Genomic DNA, 20,063 nt, shown 5'->3' on the forward strand with positions numbered 1-20,063 from the left:
AAAAATATCTTTAGATATTTCTTAATTCAACTTAATTTGTTAATTCAAATCTTAATGGTTTACAATAAAACTTAACTATTCAGAGAGCGGTAGATCAACAGTTGATTGTTGGTAATTACCTGTTCTCCTTCAGACAAACCTTCTGAAATATAGGTAATATCACCAACCTGCTTCAGAACTTTTACTTCTTTAACCTTAACATCAGTTCTGGATTTATAGACCACTACAAAGCTTCTGTTATCATCAAAAATCACTGCTTTTGAGGGAACAGTAAGCGCCATACTATTTTCCGAGCTTGTCACTTTTATTGTGGCTTTACTTTCGGGGATCAGCAATCCGTTCTGATTATTCAGTACTACTCTAGCCTGCATGGCATTGGTTTCAGGATCGATGATCTTAAAAATCTTATCAATTTTTCCGTCAAAAACTTTATCCGGATAAGATAATGTGGAAACCTGCGCTTTCATTCCAAGGCTGATTTTATCAATATCCGACTCATTCACGTTCATAATTGCCCAAACATTGGTGGTATTTGCCACATCGAAAATATTATCACTTCTGTCGCTTCGCAGTTGCATATCTTTGTTAATATTTTTCTGAACGATATATCCGCTGATCGGCGCAAGAACACTGTAAATATTCCCTTTCTTCACATTATAAACCGTACTTACTGCGCTTGCTCTCTGCAACTGATCCTGTGCTTTTTGGAGCTGGCTTTTTGCTTCCAGTACATCTCTCTCGGTATTCAGTTTTCCTTCATACATTTCCTTAGCAACTCGAAGGTTATTCTGTGCCACTACCAAATCGGTTTTGGCATCGCTTACATCTTTCTGAACTTCCGCCAACTCAGTACTTCTGATCGTCGCCAGAACCTGACCTTTCGTCACGTGATCTCCCAATTCAGCATTTACACTCAAAACATTCCCTCCAACCAAGGGATAAACATCGATATAGCTGTTTTTGTCTGCCGAGATTTTTCCGTAGAAATTATAGTCGTCTTCTATATATCTTTTTTCAGCTTTAGCTAAAGAAATCGATTGAAGCATGGTATTGCTCAGTTCAAAACCTTTTTTTGCCTGTTGCTTTGGCGTTTCCTCTTTTTTGGAGCAAGATAAAACTGACAAAGCTATCATTACCGGAATTATATAATTTTTCATTGTTTAATAGAAGATTTTCGTTTGTACTAGTTGATTCAATTGTTCCGCAGACTGTATGATTCCGTTCTTCATATCGTAGATCTGAAGAGCTGTTTCTCTGTAGCTGTCCATGAAATCAGTAAATTCGATAAGGCTCACATTCCCTTTTCTGAAATTGTTCAGCATTCCGTTGTATACCAGTTCCATATTATTAAGATCATCAGATTTAATTTGCGCCAGCTGGTCATATTGTGATTTCCAGGTTTTGTAAGCCGCCTGAACTTTAGTCTCAAGATTTAATTTCTGGAAATCCGCATTTTTCTGGTTTTGCTGAATGGCAAAATTGGCTTTCTCAACATTTCCTTTATTGGATTTCCATAATGGTAAAGGAATCCCCACCAAAAGATTCACTTCATTTTTAAAAGTTCCTCCGTTCTGATCCCATCCTGCACCAAGGTTAAGATCCGGAACATTCAGTGATTTCTGCCATTGAGCATACAGCTTACCGTTGTCTATTAATTTTAAATTATATTGATAATCTGCATTGTTTTCCAATGCTTTTTTCTGTAATTCTGTTTCGTCTCCAAAAGGCTGAGCTGCAAGAATATCTATCGCTTCCGAGTCTGAAAGTTCAGGCTCGATATCATCCGTAACGCCTGTCAGGACTTTTAAAGTCTGCTCAAACTCAAGAATATTTTTATTAATACCTATCTTATCATTATTCAGCTGAATCACGATACTCTGCAGCCTCACCTCATCTTTCAGAGAGACATTGCCTTTTGCAGACTGCACTTTATAAGCCGCCAACAGGTCGTTCATATAACCGAGCTGCCTATTGGTATTTTCCAATTTTAATTTTTCGTAATAAAGATCGAAATAGGTGGAACGAAGCTGAGACCTCAAATCTACCAGAAGTTGGGAAAACTGCAGCTGTGCCAATTCTTTATTGGATTTGGCGAAAGCAATTTCATTTTTTTTCTTGCCTCCCATGTAGATCAACTGCGTTACCTGCGCTCCTTTCGCGCGACCGACATCAAAAACTTTTCGGTCTTCAGGATTATATGCATTGATTTGTCCGCTCAATTGCGGAAGTTCCCAGATTTTGGCCTGCAAAATGTCTGCATCAGCCATGTTAATGTTATACTGTTCCGCAAGCAGTTGTAAATTGTTCTCCTGGAAAGCTTTTTCGCAATCCTGAAGAGACATTTTCTGTTGTGCCGCCATGAATGAGGAAATGACGATGAACAGTCCTGAAAATTTGTTCATTTTATTGATTTTATGATACAAAATTGCCTTTCTGCTATTAAAAAGCTCTTAAAGAATCCTTAAAAAAAAATTAAAATTCCTGATTAATACTCATTTTTTGAATGATTATTATAAAAAAGAGTTTGATTTTTTATCAAATGAAAAAAATTATTGTGAAAATTATTTATGGAAAATAACACTGAATTTATTTAATAATTCTCCTGGAGATATATAAACAATTTGAGCATTGTGATACTCCAGAATTCTCTTAACAATTCTTAAACCGAGACCTGAACCGGAGATATTCTGAGAGTTTTTCCCACGTTTGAAAGCTTCAAATAATTTTGACTGTTCTTCCGCAGGAATCGTATTTCCATGTGAAATTACATCAACTACAAGATTTTCATTAGTTTCGGTAATTAAAACATCAACTTCCACATCATCGGAATAGACTGCTGCGTTTTTGAATAAATTAATAAATACAATATCCAGTAAAGATTGTACTCCTTTTATTGTCAAAAGAGCGTCTTCAGAAGTATCTTCAGAAATAAGGAAATCCATTTTAAGTTTGGGATAACTTTTCTCTACTGCTTCAAAAGATTCAAAGATTACTTCATCTATTCTTACTTCTTCATAAATACTCTGGATATTTTCTTTATCGAATTTGGTTAATAACAAAAGCGAATTGGTTAAATCCGACAATTGGTAAACATCACGCTGAATTTGCTTTAAGGAAGATAAGGTTTCCGGAGAATGCTGCTCAAACTTAATTAAATTCTCCAGCTGAAAAGCCATTCTTGTAATCGGTGTCCGGATTTCATGGGAAGCACTCGCTGTAAAATCTTTTTGTGACTGAAAAACATCATCCAGTCGTGTGATCATGGTGTTGAAAGACTGTGCCAGTACATTAATTTCATCATTAGATTCGCGAACAGGGATTTGAGTAGTCAGTTTATGGGCGGTAACCTCCGAAATTTCTTTGTTCAGATCTTCTAAAGGCTTTAAGAACTGCCCCATAAAATAATAACTGAAAAAACCGATGAGCAATGTACTCATTACATAAGCCGTAATCAAAAGGTACTTCAGGTATGCCAGTTTAGAATTTCCGTTGGTATCGAATGCGCTGGTAAGAATATAGTAATTTTCGCCATTGATCGTTTTGAGAGCCGCATAGATTTCAGGAACAGTTTTTTCGGAATAAATAATTTTCTTTTCATCAAGTTCTTTCAGCAAAGCATTATCCCAGGTAACATTTCGATCTTTGATGGTGCTGTAAATTAATTCCTTTTGGCCGTTAAAAATTAAAATAGTTTCGTTTAAAAGAATATTATCCGAATTCTCATTAAAAAAAATAGGAGCCTCTTCTTCAAAATCCTTTGATTTGGCAATAAAATGTGAAGTAAACTCTAATCTCTGCCTGAACCTTTCTTTAAATTCATCCCTTCTGAAATCATTAAAGGACATATAAATAACTGCCATTACAATACCAAAAAGCAATGAAAAGGCAATACTGAGATTGAGTGCTATCTTCCTTTTTAAAGACATTTTATAATGGACTTAAATAGTATCCGAAACCGGAACGCGTATGAATAAGTTTAATTTTAAAATCTTTATCGATCTTCTTTCTTAAAAAGTTGATGTAAACTTCTACTGTATTGGTATTCGTATTAAAGTTGTGTTCCCACACATGTTCTGTAATCTGTTGTTTTGAAACTGTTCTCCCCTGCGCTTCTGCAAGATAAACTAACAATTGAAATTCTTTCAGGGTAAGGCTGATTTCATTTCCGCCACGATACACTTTTTGTTCGGTTTTATTAACAATTAAATCATCTATCCTGATAATATCCTGATCGGTCGTTTCAGAAGGAGCTTTTCTTCTCAGTAATGAATTAATCCTCAATAATAATTCCTCAAACTGGAAAGGTTTTACCAAATAATCATCCGCCAATCTGGTGAACGCATCTTTTTTATCTGACAGATCGCCATATGCTGAAATAATAATAATCGGAGTATTTTTATCAAAAGAACGAATGGTTTGACAAACATCCAGCCCATTGATTTTCGGAACGTTGATATCCAGCAAATACAGATCATAGGTATTATTCTTTATCTGACGGATAAAGGTTTCCCCATCATAGATTTTATCACATGTAAAATTATTCGATTCCAGGAATTTACAAAGCTCTGCCGAAAGAATAAGATCGTCTTCCAATAAAAGAATATTCATCAAACTATATTTTATACGAATGTAACAAAAATTTTTATGATAGTAAATGCAGTTGTGGGGATAAGCAGATACTTTAATTAAATTTTAAGGTGGAAACTTTTTATTAAAAAATTAAATGAACATCAGAATGAATATTATGAAAAACAATTGAACTTTAGTATGGGTGTTTAACCATTATTCTACACTAGAGCTTAATTTCCTCTCTTGGGAATATTTATAATTTCAAAAAATATACAAAAATTCAGGCAAAAAAAATATCCCGAAGAAATCGGGATTAAACGAGAGCCAACTACGGGACTTGAACCCGTGACCTCTTCCTTACCAAGGAAGCACTCTACCGCTGAGCTAAGTCGGCATTAATTAAAAAAATCACACTGAATAGCGTGATTTTATTGAGCGGAAGACGGGGGTCGAACCCGCGACATTCAGCTTGGAAGGCTGACGCTCTACCAACTGAGCTACTTCCGCAATTTTGTTTCCAAAACTATTGGTAACGCTGTGCAAACTTAGGAAAAATCCTTTAGTTATGCAACTTTTTTTCTAATATAAAATGTGGGGAGAGCAGGATTCGAACCTACGAAGCCGAAGCAACTGAGTTACAGTCAGTCCCATTTAGCCACTCTGGAATCTCCCCTCATGTTTATATTAAAATAGAGCTTCCAGAGGGATTCGAACCCACGACCCCGAGATTACAAATCACGTGCTCTGGCCAACTGAGCTATGGAAGCATTTTAATAAATGGACTGAACGTGTGAGAAACTCTACTCTACATCATTTCAGTAGTAAAAAAAATCACGCTAATACAAGTGTGATATTTGAGCGGAAGACGGGGGTCGAACCCGCGACATTCAGCTTGGAAGGCTGACGCTCTACCAACTGAGCTACTTCCGCAATTTTGTTTCCAAAACTATTGGTAACGCTGTGCAAACTTAGGAAAAATCCTTTAGTTATGCAACTTTTTTTCTAATATAAAATGTGGGGAGAGCAGGATTCGAACCTACGAAGCCGAAGCAACTGAGTTACAGTCAGTCCCATTTAGCCACTCTGGAATCTCCCCTCATGTTTATATTAAAATAGAGCTTCCAGAGGGATTCGAACCCACGACCCCGAGATTACAAATCACGTGCTCTGGCCAACTGAGCTATGGAAGCATTTTAATAAAAAAGAATTCAAAAGATCGCTGTTCCCTTTTTGCGAGTGCAAATATAGAACGGATTTTTTGAATTCTCAAATTTTTTAATGACTTTTTTTTAACTTTTTTTCTATGCCATTTCTTTTTTCTTGATTAATAGCTTTTTAGCAGTATCAACGCACAGGTCTAAACTTTCTTCAAAAGTGGTAGTTGTCTTTTTTACTACAATATCATCTCCCGGAACCGCCAGAATAATCTCGGCAGTTTTATTAGCTTTATCAGCATTATTCTCTACTTTTAAGAATACTTTACATTCTTGAATTTTATCATAAAATGTATCAAGTTTGCTTACTTTTTTGTCAATGTGTGATTCTAGTGGTTCGTGAGGAGTTAAACCAATTGATTGTACTGTGATCTTCATAATTCTTCTTTTTTTGATGCTCGAGGATGAGCCTGATTAAACACTTTTTTCAATTGTTCAATATTAGCATTCGTATAGACCTGAGTACTGGCAAGACTGGAATGACCTAATATTTTTTTTACTTTGGAGATCTCCGCCCCATTGTCCAAAACGTGTGTAGCAAAGCTATGACGAAGGATATGAGGACTTCTTTTTTCTTTTGTTGTTATAAGACTAAGGTACTTATTAACTACCACATAAACAAATTTTTCAGAGAGTTTTTTGCCTTTCTTATTGACAAAAAAATAGCGCTCATATTCAGTCAATGGTTTACGGATATCTAAGTAACTTTTCAACAAATTTGACAACTCTCCGGAAATAGGAATTACCCTTTCTTTATTACCTTTTCCGATTATTTTCAATTCGTTTCCGTCTAAGTTAACATTTTCAAATACCATACCACAAAGCTCTGCCTTACGAATTCCTGTCTGATATAATACTTCCATGATACATTTTTCCAAAATATCATTCATTTGATCAAATACATTATCACTAAGAATCTGCATTTCCTCTTTAGAGACGGGAATTTGCTTTTCTGCATAAAATTTGAGGGAAGAAACACTTTCCGTAGGAGAAACTTTAATTTCACCTATCTTAAGAAGAAAAAGATAGAAGCTACGTAATGAAGAGAGCTTTCTATTGATACTTCTCTTGGAAATACCATTCTCGCTTAGTTCTACGATAAAGTTTCTAATGATTTTTTTGTCTGCTTTGGAAATATTGTCGGAAGATTCTGTTTTAAGATAGAAATGAGAAAAGTCTTCCAGGTCTTTTTTATAGCTTGTAATCGTGTGAGGAGAATACCTCTTTTCGAATTGTAAATAGTCTAAAAATTTATCCAGCATCATTGAAGTATAAAAACAAAAAATTCACTCTTCAAATATAAGTATTTAAAGAGTGAATTTAATATGTGTTTAAGAAAATATCTTAAGCTTGTTCTTCCTTGCTAAGATTTCTTTGCTTGTGAGCAGCTTTCAATCTAGCTTGTCTTAAAGTTACAGAAGGCTTAATAAACTGTTGTCTAGCTCTTAGTTGACGAACTGTACCAGTTTTATCAAATTTTCTTTTATATTTTTTTAATGCTCTGTCGATAGACTCTCCGTCTTTTACTGGAATTATTAACATATATTACATCTCATTTTGGATTGCAAAAGTATACATTTTTTATTAAACTACAAAATAATCAACCTCATATAATTAATATTAATTTCAAAATATCAAAATAAACCTTTATTAATGCCATCTACTTAAAAATTTAAATCCTCTCATATAATTATTATATTAAATTTCCATTTTATCATTTGAATTAAAAGCTGCCAACAAATATTAATAGTATTTAAAAATTAATTATCTTTGCATTCACTTTATTCGGGGTTGACTGGTTTCGACAGCAAGACCAATGGATAAATAAGCATGCAGAGAACCGTAGCGCGATCTCTATAATCCCTTGCTACAAAATTTTAACTGGCAACGAAGAGTTCGCTCTTGCAGCTTAATATCGAAGTATAGTAGATCAAGCGTTTCCCCGAAGACTTTAGTAAGGGAGCAAGATATTCCACAAATGCTCTGTTCTGCGGCGTTTGATCCTGGGATATAGGAATGCGGAAATAAGGTTTTAGATGCTTCGGCTAAAACTCGAAAATCTCAGAAGATAAGCTGAAAGTTGGGTGTCTGCTCTCTGTTTTCAGTCGAAAACCAATAGCAGAATAAGCATGTAGAAAGCTTATGTATTGCTTGTTTGGACGAGGGTTCGAATCCCTCCAACTCCACTTAAAACCCTATAAATTACTGATTTACAGGGTTTTTTATTTCAAGATGCTACTTGAGGTGCTATAATTATATACTTTAATATCTTACAATACTGCTCTATACAAAATAATCAAATTAACGAATATATCACCCCACTGAAGATTGTCTCACCTTTCCAAAAGTTTCTAATTCCATAAACTTTGATTTGAACAAGGCAGATGGTATTTTCTTCTTTAATAGATTATGAAAATTTTCGTCATGAGTGGAAAGTATTATCTGCTTTTCGTGGTTAACAACAATACTTCGTAGCAAATCAATCGTAGACAGAATATTTATACTGTCCATTGACTGAATTGGGTCGTCTACAAATATACAGTCTATAGAATTGCCGTCATCATCTTTTGCATTAAGAGCTTTTGCTAGAAAAATACAAAGACTTAAAATATTAAGCTGAGCCTGACTAAAGTATAAATTAGGAATAATAAAATCGTCAGAATTATTCTTTCCATAGACACATACGTTTAGCTTTGGTTTGGCATCTTTAAAATCTGGAATAAATTTCACTTTTGTATATTCGGGATGAGGGTCAATTCTTTTATACAAATCATTGATAAGGTCTTCATAGAAGAAAGATTTTATCTGCTTTTCGATATGGGAATTTACTTTTTCTATTTCTCCCTTTAATAATTTAGTAACCTTTTTCTTTTTTTCAATATTACTTTTGATATTGTTCTCAATTTTCTTATTTTCTTCGAATTCCAAATAAGGAAGAACATTATCCTTCAGTTCTGATAAAAGTTCTAATTGTTTTATTTCCTCATTATAATCAGATATCTTTTTCTCGTTTTCCTCTTTGGATTTCGCAATGGAGTCATTAAAAACATCTTCATCCATTTTATCAATATCATAATTAATATATTTCCCGGCATTCAGTTTATAAATATCAATACTGGCAGAAATCCGAATTAAGGTTCCATTGATTTGAGTGATTTCGTTTGTAACGCTTTCCTCTTTGGATTCCTGAAGTTCAGTCTCTAATATCTTTATTGTATCTGATAAATCTTTTATGCTATTGAGGTTCTTTTGAATATCAGCATTAATATTTTCCAAATCGGTAACCAACTGCTTGGAATCTATTTTCTGATTCGGATAATTTTTCAAGAAAAAATCACTTATTTCTTTTAAAATATCTGAGTTTTCCAATATTTGAAGCCCTGATTCTTCTGCTTCTAATTTCTTAATGATTATTTGCTGTTGCTCTCTGCCTTTTAAAAGTTTATCGTTTAATGCCTGAATTATTGATTTTAACTCTTCCAATTCAGCTCTATAAGAATTGATGATTTCTTTTGCCCAAGTTTCATATTCTTCTTTGGATTTATTTTGCAATAATAATCTTTGAGAAGACAAAATTCTCGTTTCATTTAGTAATTTATTCTGAAGTTCAGTAAGAGTTTTATTAATATTCAAAATGTTTTCTCGGGAATCCTTTTCAGCCAATTCATCTGTTGAAATATCTTTGCCTATTATTACAACAAGCTCTTGTACATTTTTTGACAGCTCTTCTAGCAGTTCCTGATGAGATTTTTCAATTTCATTTTTTTCATTTAAAAGTTCAGACATCCTTTGTGATAAAAGCTTATTACTTGACACAGCATTGGCCAAATCGTTATATGTTTTATAGTCTTGGTTACATAACGGGCACGAACTTGTTCTCTGTTCATGGATGATAGATAATCCTTTTGAAACAAATAATTCCAAATCTTTCTGAAAACTTTTTTGATCTTCTATTTGAAAGTTTAGAGACTGTAACTGTTTGCTTTTTTCCTCTAATGATTTTTCAGAATTTAATATCTTTTCGATATAAAGTTTATATTTCTCAAATGTACTTTCAAATTGTGACGGATAATTTTTGTTACTAATTTCTAAAATAGCTTTTTTTAGCTCTTCAATTCTATTGGAAATACTTTTAAGCTTATTTTTCTCTTTTTCTAATTTTTCATTATTTTGTTCTATATCATCATTGACTTTGGTGATATTATTCTGGCTACTCTCTATAATTTTTACTATTTCAGGTAGTTGCTCGATTTTTTTCTCAACCTCATTCAATAGGTTCTGAAAATTATCTGTTTTTGCTGTATTTTCATTCAAAGTAGACTCAGTTTCTGATATTTCTTTCAAAGAACTTTCTTTTGCTATTTTTAAATCTGAAATCTCTTTTTCCTTTTGCTGTATCTGGATAATAATTTTTGTATAATCCGGAAAGATTTTTACTATACCATCTTTTTGATTTTTTTCAGAATCAAGTTCCTTATTCTTATTCTGTATAGATTCTATCTGGTCTTTCTTCTGTTTAAGGTTTATAAATTTTGTTCTGATTATAGCTAAAGCCGACAATCTTTCTGTAAGATTCGTTTGCTCTTTTATATAGTCTCTAAAAACCCTGAAACTTACAATTCTTTCATTCCCGGAAATAAGAAGTTCAAGCTCAGTAAATACTTCTCTTAACCTACTGATATTATGGTTTAAATCATTTTTCCTTTCAGAAATCGTGTTGGACAACTCTAAGATATCTTTACCGGAGGTATAAGTATCCACAATTCTGAAGTGATTGCCCAACTCATTTAATAGATTTATTTTTTCATTGATTTTGGACAATATCTCAATATCTGAATCATATTTTAGTTTAGGTAGAATTCCTTTTAAATCATTCTGCAGAGATTTTAGAAGTTTTTCATTTTTTGTTATTAATTCATCCAAAGACTTGCGATAATTATCCAAATCCTTATCTCCAAAAAAGTCTATGAATTTTGTAAATCTCTCATCCGGTTTGTCTTCTCTGAGAAAGCTACTTATCCAATCTTGAGAAAGAATGACCTCTCTAAAATATCCACGTTCGGTTTCATTTTCGTCAAATTTATAATCAGCAGCATTCTTTCTTGGAGCGGGTATTTTTTTATTAAAAACATTAGAGGTGGTCGTAAGTTTAACATAACTTTCTAAATTTGCATCAGAAAGACGATTTCTTAGTATATATTGCTTTTCACTTTTGTTGATGTTCTTTTCAGATTTTGCGACATCCTTATTTTTATTTTTCAGTAATCTATCTATATTATTTGTATAGCTATATTCTACAGCATCATAAAAGGATGTTTTACCAAACCCATTGGGCGCATACAATGATACAAAATCAGCATATTTGTCTCCGCTGATTCCAAAATCAAATGTGCTGTTCTCTGCTTTATCATAAGCTCTGAAAGCCTGAATCTCTACTTTTTTAATTTTCATTGTCTAATCCTGTTTCAATTTTGGTTAATAGTTCTATCAAAGTATTGTCATCAGCTTTTTTGGGATTATCTTTTATGAAATCATCAAAAATATTACCTACCAAATCGTTCTTAAAAAATTCACCAACATCTATGGATTCTACTTCAAACTGAATATCATCATTTACAATGTGTTCTGAAATAATATTGTTGATTACATCATCATTAATTAGCGGAGTTTCCATTTCAATGACAATTTTCCTCGTGCTGAATTTATTATTTTCAATCTCATATTTTAGAGGTTTCGGAACATCTTCTGTAACAAAAAAGATATAAGAATTCCATTTGGAAAAATCGTTATCCAATTTAATAAGGTATTCAGCAGTTACCAGACTATTCAACTCTTTCCAATGCTTTTCTAAATTCTCCAAGCTTTTGAATTGAACCAAGATAACTGGAATATTACTTCCAAATGTCAAATTTCTAACAATAGCCTCTTGAACATCAAAATTATTTTTAATCTGAGCTATAATATCTTGGTTATAGTCTATTTTATCAAATGATTCCATCTGTTAATTCTTTAATCTTTGTTTTAGAATTTACTCCTGTAATGCTTGCTAATTGAACGCCACTATTGATTATACAATCTTGAAATTTAAAAATGTTAACAAGCCTCAAATCATTGAAAGGATTTTCTACAGTATTACTAATATTCATCTTATCAATGGGTACAGAGATATCTATAATAGCAAGTTCTGCCGATGATATTTCAAGTTTATTTGTTTGTGATTCATTAGTCGCACAAACTACAATTGCTCCTCCTTTCTCTATTTCGGATAAATCTGATTTATAAATCTCTTCCAATTTTTTTGTCCAATTATCAGTATCTGCTATGAACATTTTCCGTTTTTTATGAACACTTGACAAATCATTGTAGTCAATTGGTTCTTCATATAATGTAAGAATAGTAAAAAATTCTAATAAGGATTTCCACAAAGATTTATGATATAGAATGTGAGAAGATGTACCTTCTATTAAAAATCTACTTCCATACTTAGTAATTATTTCTTCCGGTGTTATTCCATTGCAGATATTCTCTGAAATAGTAGTCAATGTATTTCTTATTAACTCTTGCTTCAGTAATAAATTCGGAAAAGGAAAAATTTCCTTAATGAGAGTTCTAAATGCTCCTATATATGGAGGAAAAAGAGGAGATAATACATCCTTATTTTCTTCTACAATCTCATCAAAAAATGATAAGGGAGAAAAATGAATTCTGGAAATAGACTCTACATCATCTTCAACCGCCATTTTCTTCTGTATTCCTGCGAGAAGAAAACAAGAATTCTCAGATTTGATAATTCCACCACCAGACTGTCCTACAATTTCTGAATGTGTGACCGCTTTCTCAATTTCAGCTTCAATGTAAAGTTCAACAGGATTTTCAATCTTAAGTCTATTTTTTCTATACGAGAAGTTCCCATTTACACGAGTTTCGGGATGTCCGCATAAATACCAATTTTCTTTTTCTATTAAATCTAAATCCGCTCTTAAAAGACCGTCAATATTATCTACTTTTTTAACTTTTATAATGGATGCATCTTTGTTAGGGTCAATATGTAAAAAAGGATTTCCAATAATTTCTAAACTTTCGTTTTCTACTTGCCCATTTTCATTAATGTATTGCCTTACAATTTCAATATTATTATGACCATCAACAACATGTTTAGCTGTTAAAACATAACTATATTCGGTGTCGATTGGCTGAAACAGACAACCACTTCCATCGGCTACTTTTACCGTGAAAAACTGTAAACTATCTCTCATAACTAAAATGAATCTGTACCTAAATATTTAACATTTGGAAAATCAATTCTATCTTGTCCCAAGATTATTTTTGAAATAAGATTGGGATAATTAAAGTATATTTTAGCTTCAGGATTTACAGCTACGATTCTCGCAATAGTAGATTTATCCGGATGGTTGTGAGTATCTCCATTTGTGCTTATTATATATTTATCGGCATCAACTATTTTGAAGATTTCAATTGGATTATTTTTTTTACTACCGTGATGTGATAGTTTTATCATATCTACTGATAGCTTATTGTTTTCGTCATATCCTAAACAATCCAGCTCTGTCAGAACTTCCGATGGATGAGAATCTCCTAAAAGCAGAAAATTTTCCTCATCTCTTTTTAGGATAAATGCTATCGAACTGCCATTATAAGGGTCATCATCTTCTTCAAAACTATCTTCTTCTATTAGTTGCTTCAATGTTTTTGAATAGTCAGTTTTTTTGGAAGTATCCAGCAAGGATTCAGGTTTCTTTTTATGCCATTCCTTAAGTAGTTTACCAAGCTTTTCTTTACCTGGAGACAAAATTTGAAAGGAAATATCATTCCAGTTGAGTATATCCTTTTGAGCAGTTACTCTTTCATTCCAAACACCTCTATCTCTGATATAATTTTCAAAATCAACACCCTGTTTTACACTAGTCAGCATTGTAGTTTCTTTGAATTTTAAAGAATCAACTTCAGATTTAACATCATTGAGATATTTTTTAATTGCTCTACCGGAATTGAACCAAACTTCTTTTATATGTTGAATGGCATCTTTGTCCTTACCAAACCATTTTAAAAAACCATCAATATGGTCATCATCAATATGTGTAAGAATCACCAAATCCAGAATTTCTTTTTTTTCTTTTAAGGATTCTATCAAAAGTTTTAATGCACCGTCCTTATGTTTTTTATTTTTATCCGTATAAGAATAAGTGGTAGATGTACCTCCGTCTATCAGAATGTTTTTATTACCTCCAGCATCTGTGAAGGAAATCCATATAGAATCACCATTAAACGCTTGTAAAAATTGAATTTTCATAGTTTGGAAATTTAAAAATATTTTATCATATTAATTTACGGAAAACCGTAAAAAACTTTCAAATATCAAAAAGTCTCCATAAAATTACTCAATTTGCAACATTTTTAATTCAATTACAAGCTAAAAAATCCCATAAAGGGATTTTTATAAGAATATTTTTTGTTAGAAATAATTAATTGAAAATATGAGGATTACCAGTGAGAATATCCAAACCTGAGTTTTTGAAATCTCTGTCATTAGTGAGAAGAACCATAGACTTTTCTGAGCATAAAGATACCGTAGCCTTATCAACAAAATCCAAATCGTTTGTTACCATCAAGTACTCAATCTCTTGGTTACTAAAAATCTTTCCTTCGATATCGAAACGATTAAGGATATTGCCTTTTATTATCGTATGTATATCATCCAAAGCATCTTTGCCATCCTGACTATCCCGGAAAGTTTTAAAGCTTATTCCGGGATTTAATTTTGAATGCTCAATTCTCAATACCCTATTGATAACCTCTGAAATAACCAGAAAATCTATATACAGTACGTTTCCTTGTCTTAATAAAGTTCTGAAAACTCTTGCATAATTTTGCTCAAAATGATGCGAACCTGTCGGCCAAAAAAGATAAATCAATACATTGGCATCAATAAAGATTTTTCGCCCTTGGAGAAGTGTGACATCTTGTAATTTATAATTAGCCATAATTATTAGTCTTCTAATATGTCATTAATGCTTCTTTGCAAAGCACCAGGGTCTTTGTAATATATTTTAGCTGTATCCACCACACGTTTGAGAGATACTTTTCCTGAATCGGAAATATCACTTACCGATAAATATTTTTTGATAACATCTTCGGGATAATCTTTATACAACTGTCCGACTGCAGTATTAAGAAAAGCAGTAGTAAGCATTTCAACATTCAAGAAAGACAAAATAACCTTATACTTGTTATCAAACGCTTTCTTGATAAGATTAAAAACTTTTTGACCATCTTCCGCTTCCACACCATAGACGTCACCAATTGTATTAACTATACTAACTGTCGTACTTTCCATTTTTTAAAATATATCGTTTATATCTATCTCTTCCACCAAAGAATAATTACTAAAATCATCTGTACAGAATTGCAAATTTACAATTGTTCCCGGAAATGAGCCTTCAAATACTTTTGTTTTAATACCCAAACTATCAAACTGATAAAATCCGTCCCCACTAACAATTTGCATTTTCCCTTTATTTTTTTCAATAAACTCTTTTAAAACTGCAAGTCCAATTCCTCCTGTAATACCTTCTTTAGTAGTATTCTTATCCCTTACCGCCCACTCTATTGCCTGATATGCTTCAAGATTGGAGTTAAATCTTTGGTTTATCTTTTCTTTAAAACCTATACCAGTGTCTACAATCGTAAATTCAATTCTGTTTTTCTTAGGAAAAAACTGTCCACAAGTATAAATAAATTTTGTATCACTATGAATTTGAGCATTGACAAATATTTCATAGATAGCTTCAACTATTTTTTCTTTCAAAGCATCAGACATAGTTGGAAGTTCGGTTCTACCTATTAGTTCCTCTATTACATATTTTTTAAAATACTTACCATCAGAAGGTTTTAGCTTTTGATACTTTATAGTGGTATGATTACTATCATAGATTCTTTCCTTGCCAAAATATGTAAGAAAATCATTTTTACTTAAGATTTCTTCTATTTGGGGAGTAATATAATCAAATTGAATATCATTAAGGTTTTCAATAAATAGATCCAAAACCGCACCTAATGTGGCACTCATATTTGCAGCAAAAAAAAATGTTATGTTTAGATGAATATCATCAAAAATTTCATTTTTATTGTCTTCATAAAATGAAATAATATCCTGATAACTTTTATATGTATTATTAATTGAATTCAGTGTATTCATATTATCAAATAAGTACTCAAAGATATTTAAAAAATATCTTTTTTATCGAAAAGTGCCAATTCTTCATTATTTATTTTTCTATAAAAAAAAGATCTTGTCTAAAATTCGCTTTACCACCAAAGAAATAGAAAAACTTTCAATTATAATTTCGCTTCCGTCCTTGAAGTTTCTTCTTTACTTTTTTAATAAGAAGCAAGCGATTCAATAAATAGTATCTAAAATAGGAAATTAATCAGGTAGAATAATAATACATCTTTTCCCAAAATGAAAAACACAAATTATCGTTGGTATATTACTCATTAATGAGGTTAAAAAATTGTTCAAGAGTAAGTTTTCTTGCTTTACAAATTCTATAAAGTGTTTCAACAGGAATTCTATAGGTACTATCGCTCTTGATTTTCCTTACGGTACTTTCTTCTATATCGTGATTTTTAGCAAACGAGTTCTGCGACTTATTTTCTTTAAGCCAAGGAATCAACCAATTTTTAGTTATATACGAACAGATTTTCTCGTTTATATCGATCATACAACAAAAGAAATATTTTACGGTGAAAATTTTACGGTCGTTCGACCGTAATTAAATTATTTTCATTATATTTGGAATAAATTATTTATAAAAGTAATTTTGCGATAGTTCAAAGAAATATAGAAGCTATTGCTTAGATTCTCGACTGGAAAACTGGCACTTTTCAAAAAGCAACGAGAGGATAAGTAAATGTGCCCACGACTTCGGCGTGGGCTCACTTATCGTTGCTTGGTATGCCAGTACCACCGGTCGGTAAGATGAGTTCCACGCCTTTCTTTTGGGCAAAATGTAGTGAGTGAGTAATTTTCAATGATATAGCGAATTCATCTTGTTAATCGAAGCAGTTCTTCAATGGATAGTCAAATCTAATTCACTGCTTATGAAAAGAACAAACTCCTTACCCCGAAAGCTCAACGATCATCAGTTATATGAACTGCTGAAAAAAGGCAATCCCGCCTCATTAGAACATATTCATTTTCGGTATAAAAGACTCCTTTTCTGGATTGGAAAACAAATGCTCGATGATGATTTTGTGGTGGAAACCCTTGTGCAGGATACATTTCTTAAGCTCTGGCTACATCGTGATTCCATTGAATCTCCAAATCATATCCTTGGCTTTTTGCAGTTTGTTCTGAAAAGAGACTGCATATCTTATTTCACTGCTCCGAAAAATAAATTCGCTCGCTTAACGGCTTCACTTGAAAGTTTTGAAAACTATCAAGATTATCTTGTCGGATATGATCCTCTGCAAGACAAAGAACATCTTCTTCGTCAGGAATCCGATCAAAAAGATTTTGATGAAGTCAATAAGGTATTAAAGGTAATAAATCCCAAAAGAAAACACTTGATCGAGCTATGCCTTCAATATGGCTTTCAGTACAAACCCATTGCAGAAGCAATGGGAAGTAATGTTAAAGATATAAGCAATGAGGTAAGTAGAGCAATAGATGATTTAAGGAAAATCTTAAAGAGAAATTCTCTTGAAGAGTCACCGATTAAATCTCAGAAACATGAGTTTCACCAAGTTGAACTCAGCAGTCAACAAATTGAAATTATCAACAGAAGATTTGAACAGAAATCTTCATTTGCAATGATTGCACGAGAACTCAAACTTTCTGAGAAGGAAGTCCATCGGGAGTTTCTTTATGCTTATCAATATTTGCAGAATCGAAACAAACCTGAAATACATATTTGATATGGAAAAATCTACGATGACACTTACCCGAAAAATTCAGTTGTTGATCGATGTTCCATCGGATCAAAAAAATGAAATGTGGGAAAAACTTTATCGGTATCAGAACCGTTGTTTCCGAGCGGCAAACTTAATCGCTTCCCATCTGTATGTACAGGAAATGATCAAGGACTTCTTTTACCTCACAGAAGAAATCCAATACAAGTTAGCTGATGAAAAAAAAGATCAGATGGGAATGTTTGACCGTTCAAAAACTGGCACTACAGCACGAATGGTGTTTGACCGATTCAAAGGGGAAATCCCGACAGATATTCTGGGAAGCCTTAACAATACTATTCAATCAACCTTCTCTAAAAATAAAGCCGATTATTGGCAGGGAACAAAATCATTGAGAAATTATAAAAGAGACATTCCAATCCCACTTCCTGTTAAATGCATCAGCAAAATGAGATACGACGAAGAAATGAAATCTTTTTGCTTCAATATGTTTGCGATACCTGTCAAAACGTACTTAGGAAAAGACTACACTGATAAGCGAGTGATTATGGAACGCCTGCTAAAAGAAGAGATAAAGCTTTGCAACTCACAGATCCAATTGAAAGACAGGAAAATCTTCTGGCTTGCAGTTTTTGAATTTGAAAAGGAAGAACATCTTTTAAAACCCGAAATCATTGCGGAAGCTTCACTATCTCTGGAACATCCAATAGTTGCAAAAGCTAATAATGTGCGAATCAATATCGGATCAAAAGAAGAGTTTTTGTATCGCAGGCTTGCAATTCAGGCAAGTCAAAAAAGGATTCAAGAAGGAATAGCTTATGCCCGTTCGGGAAATGGAGCAAAAAGGAAACAGAAAGCATTGTATAAAACAGAGAATCTGGAAAGCAGGTATGTAAGTCATCGGCTTCACCTGTATAGCCGAAAACTTATCGATTTCTGTATCAAACAACAAGCGGGCACATTGATTCTCAAAGATCAGGAAGACAAAATTGGAATTGCAAAGGAACAGGAGTTTGTGCTTCGCAACTGGAGTTATTATGAATTGCAGACCAAAATAAAATACAAAGCTGAAAAAGCAGGTATTGAGTTGATTATTGGATAAAAAAATAAAGAGGGTGCTTGTACACCCGCAGGGTGAGGTCTTGAACACTCACTAAATACTTTAGAAGTATATACAACGGCGTGGGTTCTTTTTCAATTAGAATTAGGAGTCTCAATATTCTAAGAATGGGATTCGCTCCAAATTAAAAACCTCGCTTAAACATTATAAAAGATTCCATATAATTTTTTTATATTGAGAAAAATAAGGTTGTTAGATGGTTACAATTGTTAGCTTTTGGCTCCTCTTCTCTAAAGTGAAACATATTCTATAACTCGTCCAATAAATTGTTGAGCAGTTCCCCCTGTCTTATAACTGTCAGCAATTGTCGTCAGACTACTTGCAACACTTGTCCCGTTAAGTAATAATACTCCAGCCTTATTTAATAATGACTTGCTTTTTTCCTTGTCTCCAAACTTTACAGACTTTAAAAGCTCATTTAAAGTTTTATGTATTTCTTCAAGGTCGGCTTGGTTTAATGACTCATTTATTAGCTTTAAGTCGTCATTTGTAATCGCATCAACATTTAAAAAATTTCTGCTTAACGATATGTCGAATAAGTCATCAGCAATTATATTCTCGTTGCGTGGATATTCTTCGCTACTAACAAGTTTAGCAATGCATTTAAATCCAAAAACAATATTCTCGTGTATGTTAAATATTACTGCACATCTTTTTTCAAGGTAGTTATATAATATTTGAATTTGTCCAGGTGGTTTTGTGATCGCCTGTCCTGCAAATCCTACAGGAATAAATGGTTTGTCTTTAAATTTAATAATATCTGGAATGTAGTTTTTTGGAAATAAAATGCCAACAACTGTACCACTAGGAACACCATAGTCATCACAGAATGAAATTTCGTTTCCCTTTACATAAATTCTTGTTTCAGCTCCGGATTGACGTTGGAAAATATTTATATCTCCAAATAGTGTAAAAGGGAAATACTCTTTGTCGGCTTGCACCTTCGTCCTTCTATTTTCAAAAGTCCACTGAAAATTTTCTGATGAGATTTGAAACACTTCTAGTTTTCCATCATCATTTATTTTCTGTATAACCATTAATTTTGTTATCATATTCTGTCGATAGTTGATTTGTATCTATGGAATGACTTTAATGTTTACATCTTAGGTAAGTATCAAGCTATAAAGTAGTTAATTATATTTTATCACTAAACTTGGTTTAAAAACTGAATATCCAATCGAGCATTAAACCTGCCATTTTGATATAATGCTCTTGGACGCAGAATTTTT

Annotated in this window: 18 protein-coding genes, 7 tRNA genes and 1 other RNA gene; 3 read left to right on the plus strand and 23 right to left on the minus strand. The window is 32.6% G+C overall.

Annotation, left to right across the window (positions count from 1 at the left end):
* Window positions 1-71 precede the first annotated feature (71 nt).
* The 14 genes from MKS83_RS10470 to rpsU form a co-directional block, all read right to left on the minus strand.
* Window positions 72-1,157: an efflux RND transporter periplasmic adaptor subunit gene (locus MKS83_RS10470; protein ID WP_240583119.1), complete on the minus strand. Its 1,086-nt coding sequence runs from the start codon at window positions 1,155-1,157 to the stop codon at window positions 72-74.
* A 3-nt stretch (window positions 1,158-1,160) separates the two neighbouring features.
* Window positions 1,161-2,402 carry a TolC family protein gene (locus MKS83_RS10475; RefSeq protein WP_240583120.1) on the minus strand — a complete coding sequence of 414 codons (1,242 nt, stop codon included), beginning with the start codon at window positions 2,400-2,402 and terminating at the stop codon, window positions 1,161-1,163.
* A gap of 159 nt (window positions 2,403-2,561) precedes the next feature.
* Window positions 2,562-3,926, minus strand: a complete 1,365-nt coding sequence (locus MKS83_RS10480; RefSeq protein ID WP_240583121.1) for an ATP-binding protein — start codon at window positions 3,924-3,926, stop codon at window positions 2,562-2,564.
* A 1-nt stretch (window position 3,927) separates the two neighbouring features.
* Window positions 3,928-4,608: a response regulator transcription factor gene (locus tag MKS83_RS10485; RefSeq protein ID WP_240583122.1), complete on the minus strand. Its 681-nt coding sequence runs from the start codon at window positions 4,606-4,608 to the stop codon at window positions 3,928-3,930.
* Between the two features lie 283 nt (window positions 4,609-4,891).
* A tRNA-Thr gene (locus MKS83_RS10490) sits at window positions 4,892-4,963 on the minus strand.
* Between the two features lie 40 nt (window positions 4,964-5,003).
* Window positions 5,004-5,076 (minus strand) — tRNA-Gly (locus MKS83_RS10495).
* 85 nt (window positions 5,077-5,161) lie between these two features.
* A tRNA-Tyr gene (locus MKS83_RS10500) sits at window positions 5,162-5,242 on the minus strand.
* 20 nt (window positions 5,243-5,262) lie between these two features.
* Window positions 5,263-5,336 (minus strand) — tRNA-Thr (locus tag MKS83_RS10505).
* A 90-nt stretch (window positions 5,337-5,426) separates the two neighbouring features.
* Window positions 5,427-5,499 (minus strand) — tRNA-Gly (locus MKS83_RS10510).
* A gap of 85 nt (window positions 5,500-5,584) precedes the next feature.
* Window positions 5,585-5,665 (minus strand) — tRNA-Tyr (locus MKS83_RS10515).
* A gap of 20 nt (window positions 5,666-5,685) precedes the next feature.
* Window positions 5,686-5,759: transfer RNA gene (locus MKS83_RS10520), tRNA-Thr, on the minus strand.
* 111 nt (window positions 5,760-5,870) lie between these two features.
* A complete protein-coding gene (locus MKS83_RS10525; protein ID WP_100376782.1) occupies window positions 5,871-6,161 on the minus strand; it encodes an HPF/RaiA family ribosome-associated protein in 291 nt (96 codons plus the stop codon).
* Entirely contained in the window at window positions 6,158-7,045 is an 888-nt protein-coding gene (locus MKS83_RS10530; protein WP_240583184.1) for a tyrosine-type recombinase/integrase, read from the minus strand. Before MKS83_RS10530 ends, MKS83_RS10525 begins: the two co-directional genes overlap by 4 nt.
* A gap of 82 nt (window positions 7,046-7,127) precedes the next feature.
* Window positions 7,128-7,325 carry a 30S ribosomal protein S21 gene (gene rpsU, locus MKS83_RS10535; protein ID WP_062697349.1) on the minus strand — a complete coding sequence of 66 codons (198 nt, stop codon included), beginning with the start codon at window positions 7,323-7,325 and terminating at the stop codon, window positions 7,128-7,130.
* A 245-nt stretch (window positions 7,326-7,570) separates the two neighbouring features.
* Between rpsU and ssrA the strand changes: the two genes are divergently transcribed.
* Window positions 7,571-7,972, plus strand: a transfer-messenger RNA (tmRNA) gene (gene ssrA / locus MKS83_RS10540).
* Between the two features lie 124 nt (window positions 7,973-8,096).
* Here ssrA and MKS83_RS10545 read toward each other — a convergent pair.
* The 8 genes from MKS83_RS10545 to MKS83_RS10580 all read right to left on the minus strand — a co-directional run bounded on the left by MKS83_RS10545 (window position 8,097) and on the right by MKS83_RS10580 (window position 16,525).
* Complete coding sequence (locus MKS83_RS10545; protein ID WP_240583123.1) at window positions 8,097-11,234, minus strand: AAA family ATPase; 3,138 nt, start codon at window positions 11,232-11,234, stop codon at window positions 8,097-8,099.
* Window positions 11,224-11,781, minus strand: coding sequence for an ABC-three component system middle component 1 (locus MKS83_RS10550; protein ID WP_240583124.1), 558 nt, complete (start codon window positions 11,779-11,781; stop codon window positions 11,224-11,226). Before MKS83_RS10550 ends, MKS83_RS10545 begins: the two co-directional genes overlap by 11 nt.
* Window positions 11,768-13,039: an ABC-three component system protein gene (locus MKS83_RS10555; RefSeq protein WP_240583125.1), complete on the minus strand. Its 1,272-nt coding sequence runs from the start codon at window positions 13,037-13,039 to the stop codon at window positions 11,768-11,770. The genes MKS83_RS10550 and MKS83_RS10555 overlap by 14 nt, the downstream gene beginning before the upstream one ends.
* Window positions 13,040-13,041: 2 nt before the next feature.
* Window positions 13,042-14,094, minus strand: coding sequence for a ComEC/Rec2 family competence protein (locus tag MKS83_RS10560; protein ID WP_240583126.1), 1,053 nt, complete (start codon window positions 14,092-14,094; stop codon window positions 13,042-13,044).
* Window positions 14,095-14,266: 172 nt separating this feature from the next.
* Window positions 14,267-14,785 (minus strand): type II toxin-antitoxin system VapC family toxin, encoded by a 519-nt coding sequence (locus MKS83_RS10565; RefSeq protein ID WP_240583127.1) that lies wholly within the window; start codon window positions 14,783-14,785, stop codon window positions 14,267-14,269.
* A 5-nt stretch (window positions 14,786-14,790) separates the two neighbouring features.
* Window positions 14,791-15,138, minus strand: a complete 348-nt coding sequence (locus tag MKS83_RS10570; RefSeq protein ID WP_065720409.1) for an STAS-like domain-containing protein — start codon at window positions 15,136-15,138, stop codon at window positions 14,791-14,793.
* Between the two features lie 3 nt (window positions 15,139-15,141).
* Complete coding sequence (locus MKS83_RS10575; RefSeq protein ID WP_240583128.1) at window positions 15,142-15,999, minus strand: ATP-binding protein; 858 nt, start codon at window positions 15,997-15,999, stop codon at window positions 15,142-15,144.
* 292 nt (window positions 16,000-16,291) lie between these two features.
* A complete protein-coding gene (locus MKS83_RS10580; RefSeq protein ID WP_065720411.1) occupies window positions 16,292-16,525 on the minus strand; it encodes a helix-turn-helix domain-containing protein in 234 nt (77 codons plus the stop codon).
* Between the two features lie 379 nt (window positions 16,526-16,904).
* Here MKS83_RS10580 and MKS83_RS10585 point away from each other — a divergent pair, with 379 nt between their 5' ends.
* Both MKS83_RS10585 and MKS83_RS10590 read left to right on the plus strand, forming a co-directional pair.
* On the plus strand, window positions 16,905-17,720 hold the full coding sequence (locus MKS83_RS10585; RefSeq protein WP_240583129.1) for an RNA polymerase sigma factor: 816 nt from the start codon (window positions 16,905-16,907) through the stop codon (window positions 17,718-17,720).
* 1 nt (window position 17,721) lies between these two features.
* Entirely contained in the window at window positions 17,722-18,816 is a 1,095-nt protein-coding gene (locus MKS83_RS10590; RefSeq protein ID WP_240583130.1) for a hypothetical protein, read from the plus strand.
* A gap of 248 nt (window positions 18,817-19,064) precedes the next feature.
* On the opposite strand, the gene MKS83_RS10595 is transcribed toward MKS83_RS10590, so the two are convergent.
* The gene (locus tag MKS83_RS10595) at window positions 19,065-19,886 is read right to left on the minus strand and encodes a hypothetical protein (RefSeq protein WP_240583131.1); all 822 of its coding nucleotides are present in this window, start codon (window positions 19,884-19,886) and stop codon (window positions 19,065-19,067) included.
* Window positions 19,887-20,063 lie beyond the last annotated feature (177 nt).

Origin of the sequence: Chryseobacterium sp. Y16C, assembly GCF_022488405.1 — a bacterium.
GTDB classification, from domain to species: domain Bacteria; phylum Bacteroidota; class Bacteroidia; order Flavobacteriales; family Weeksellaceae; genus Chryseobacterium; species Chryseobacterium geocarposphaerae.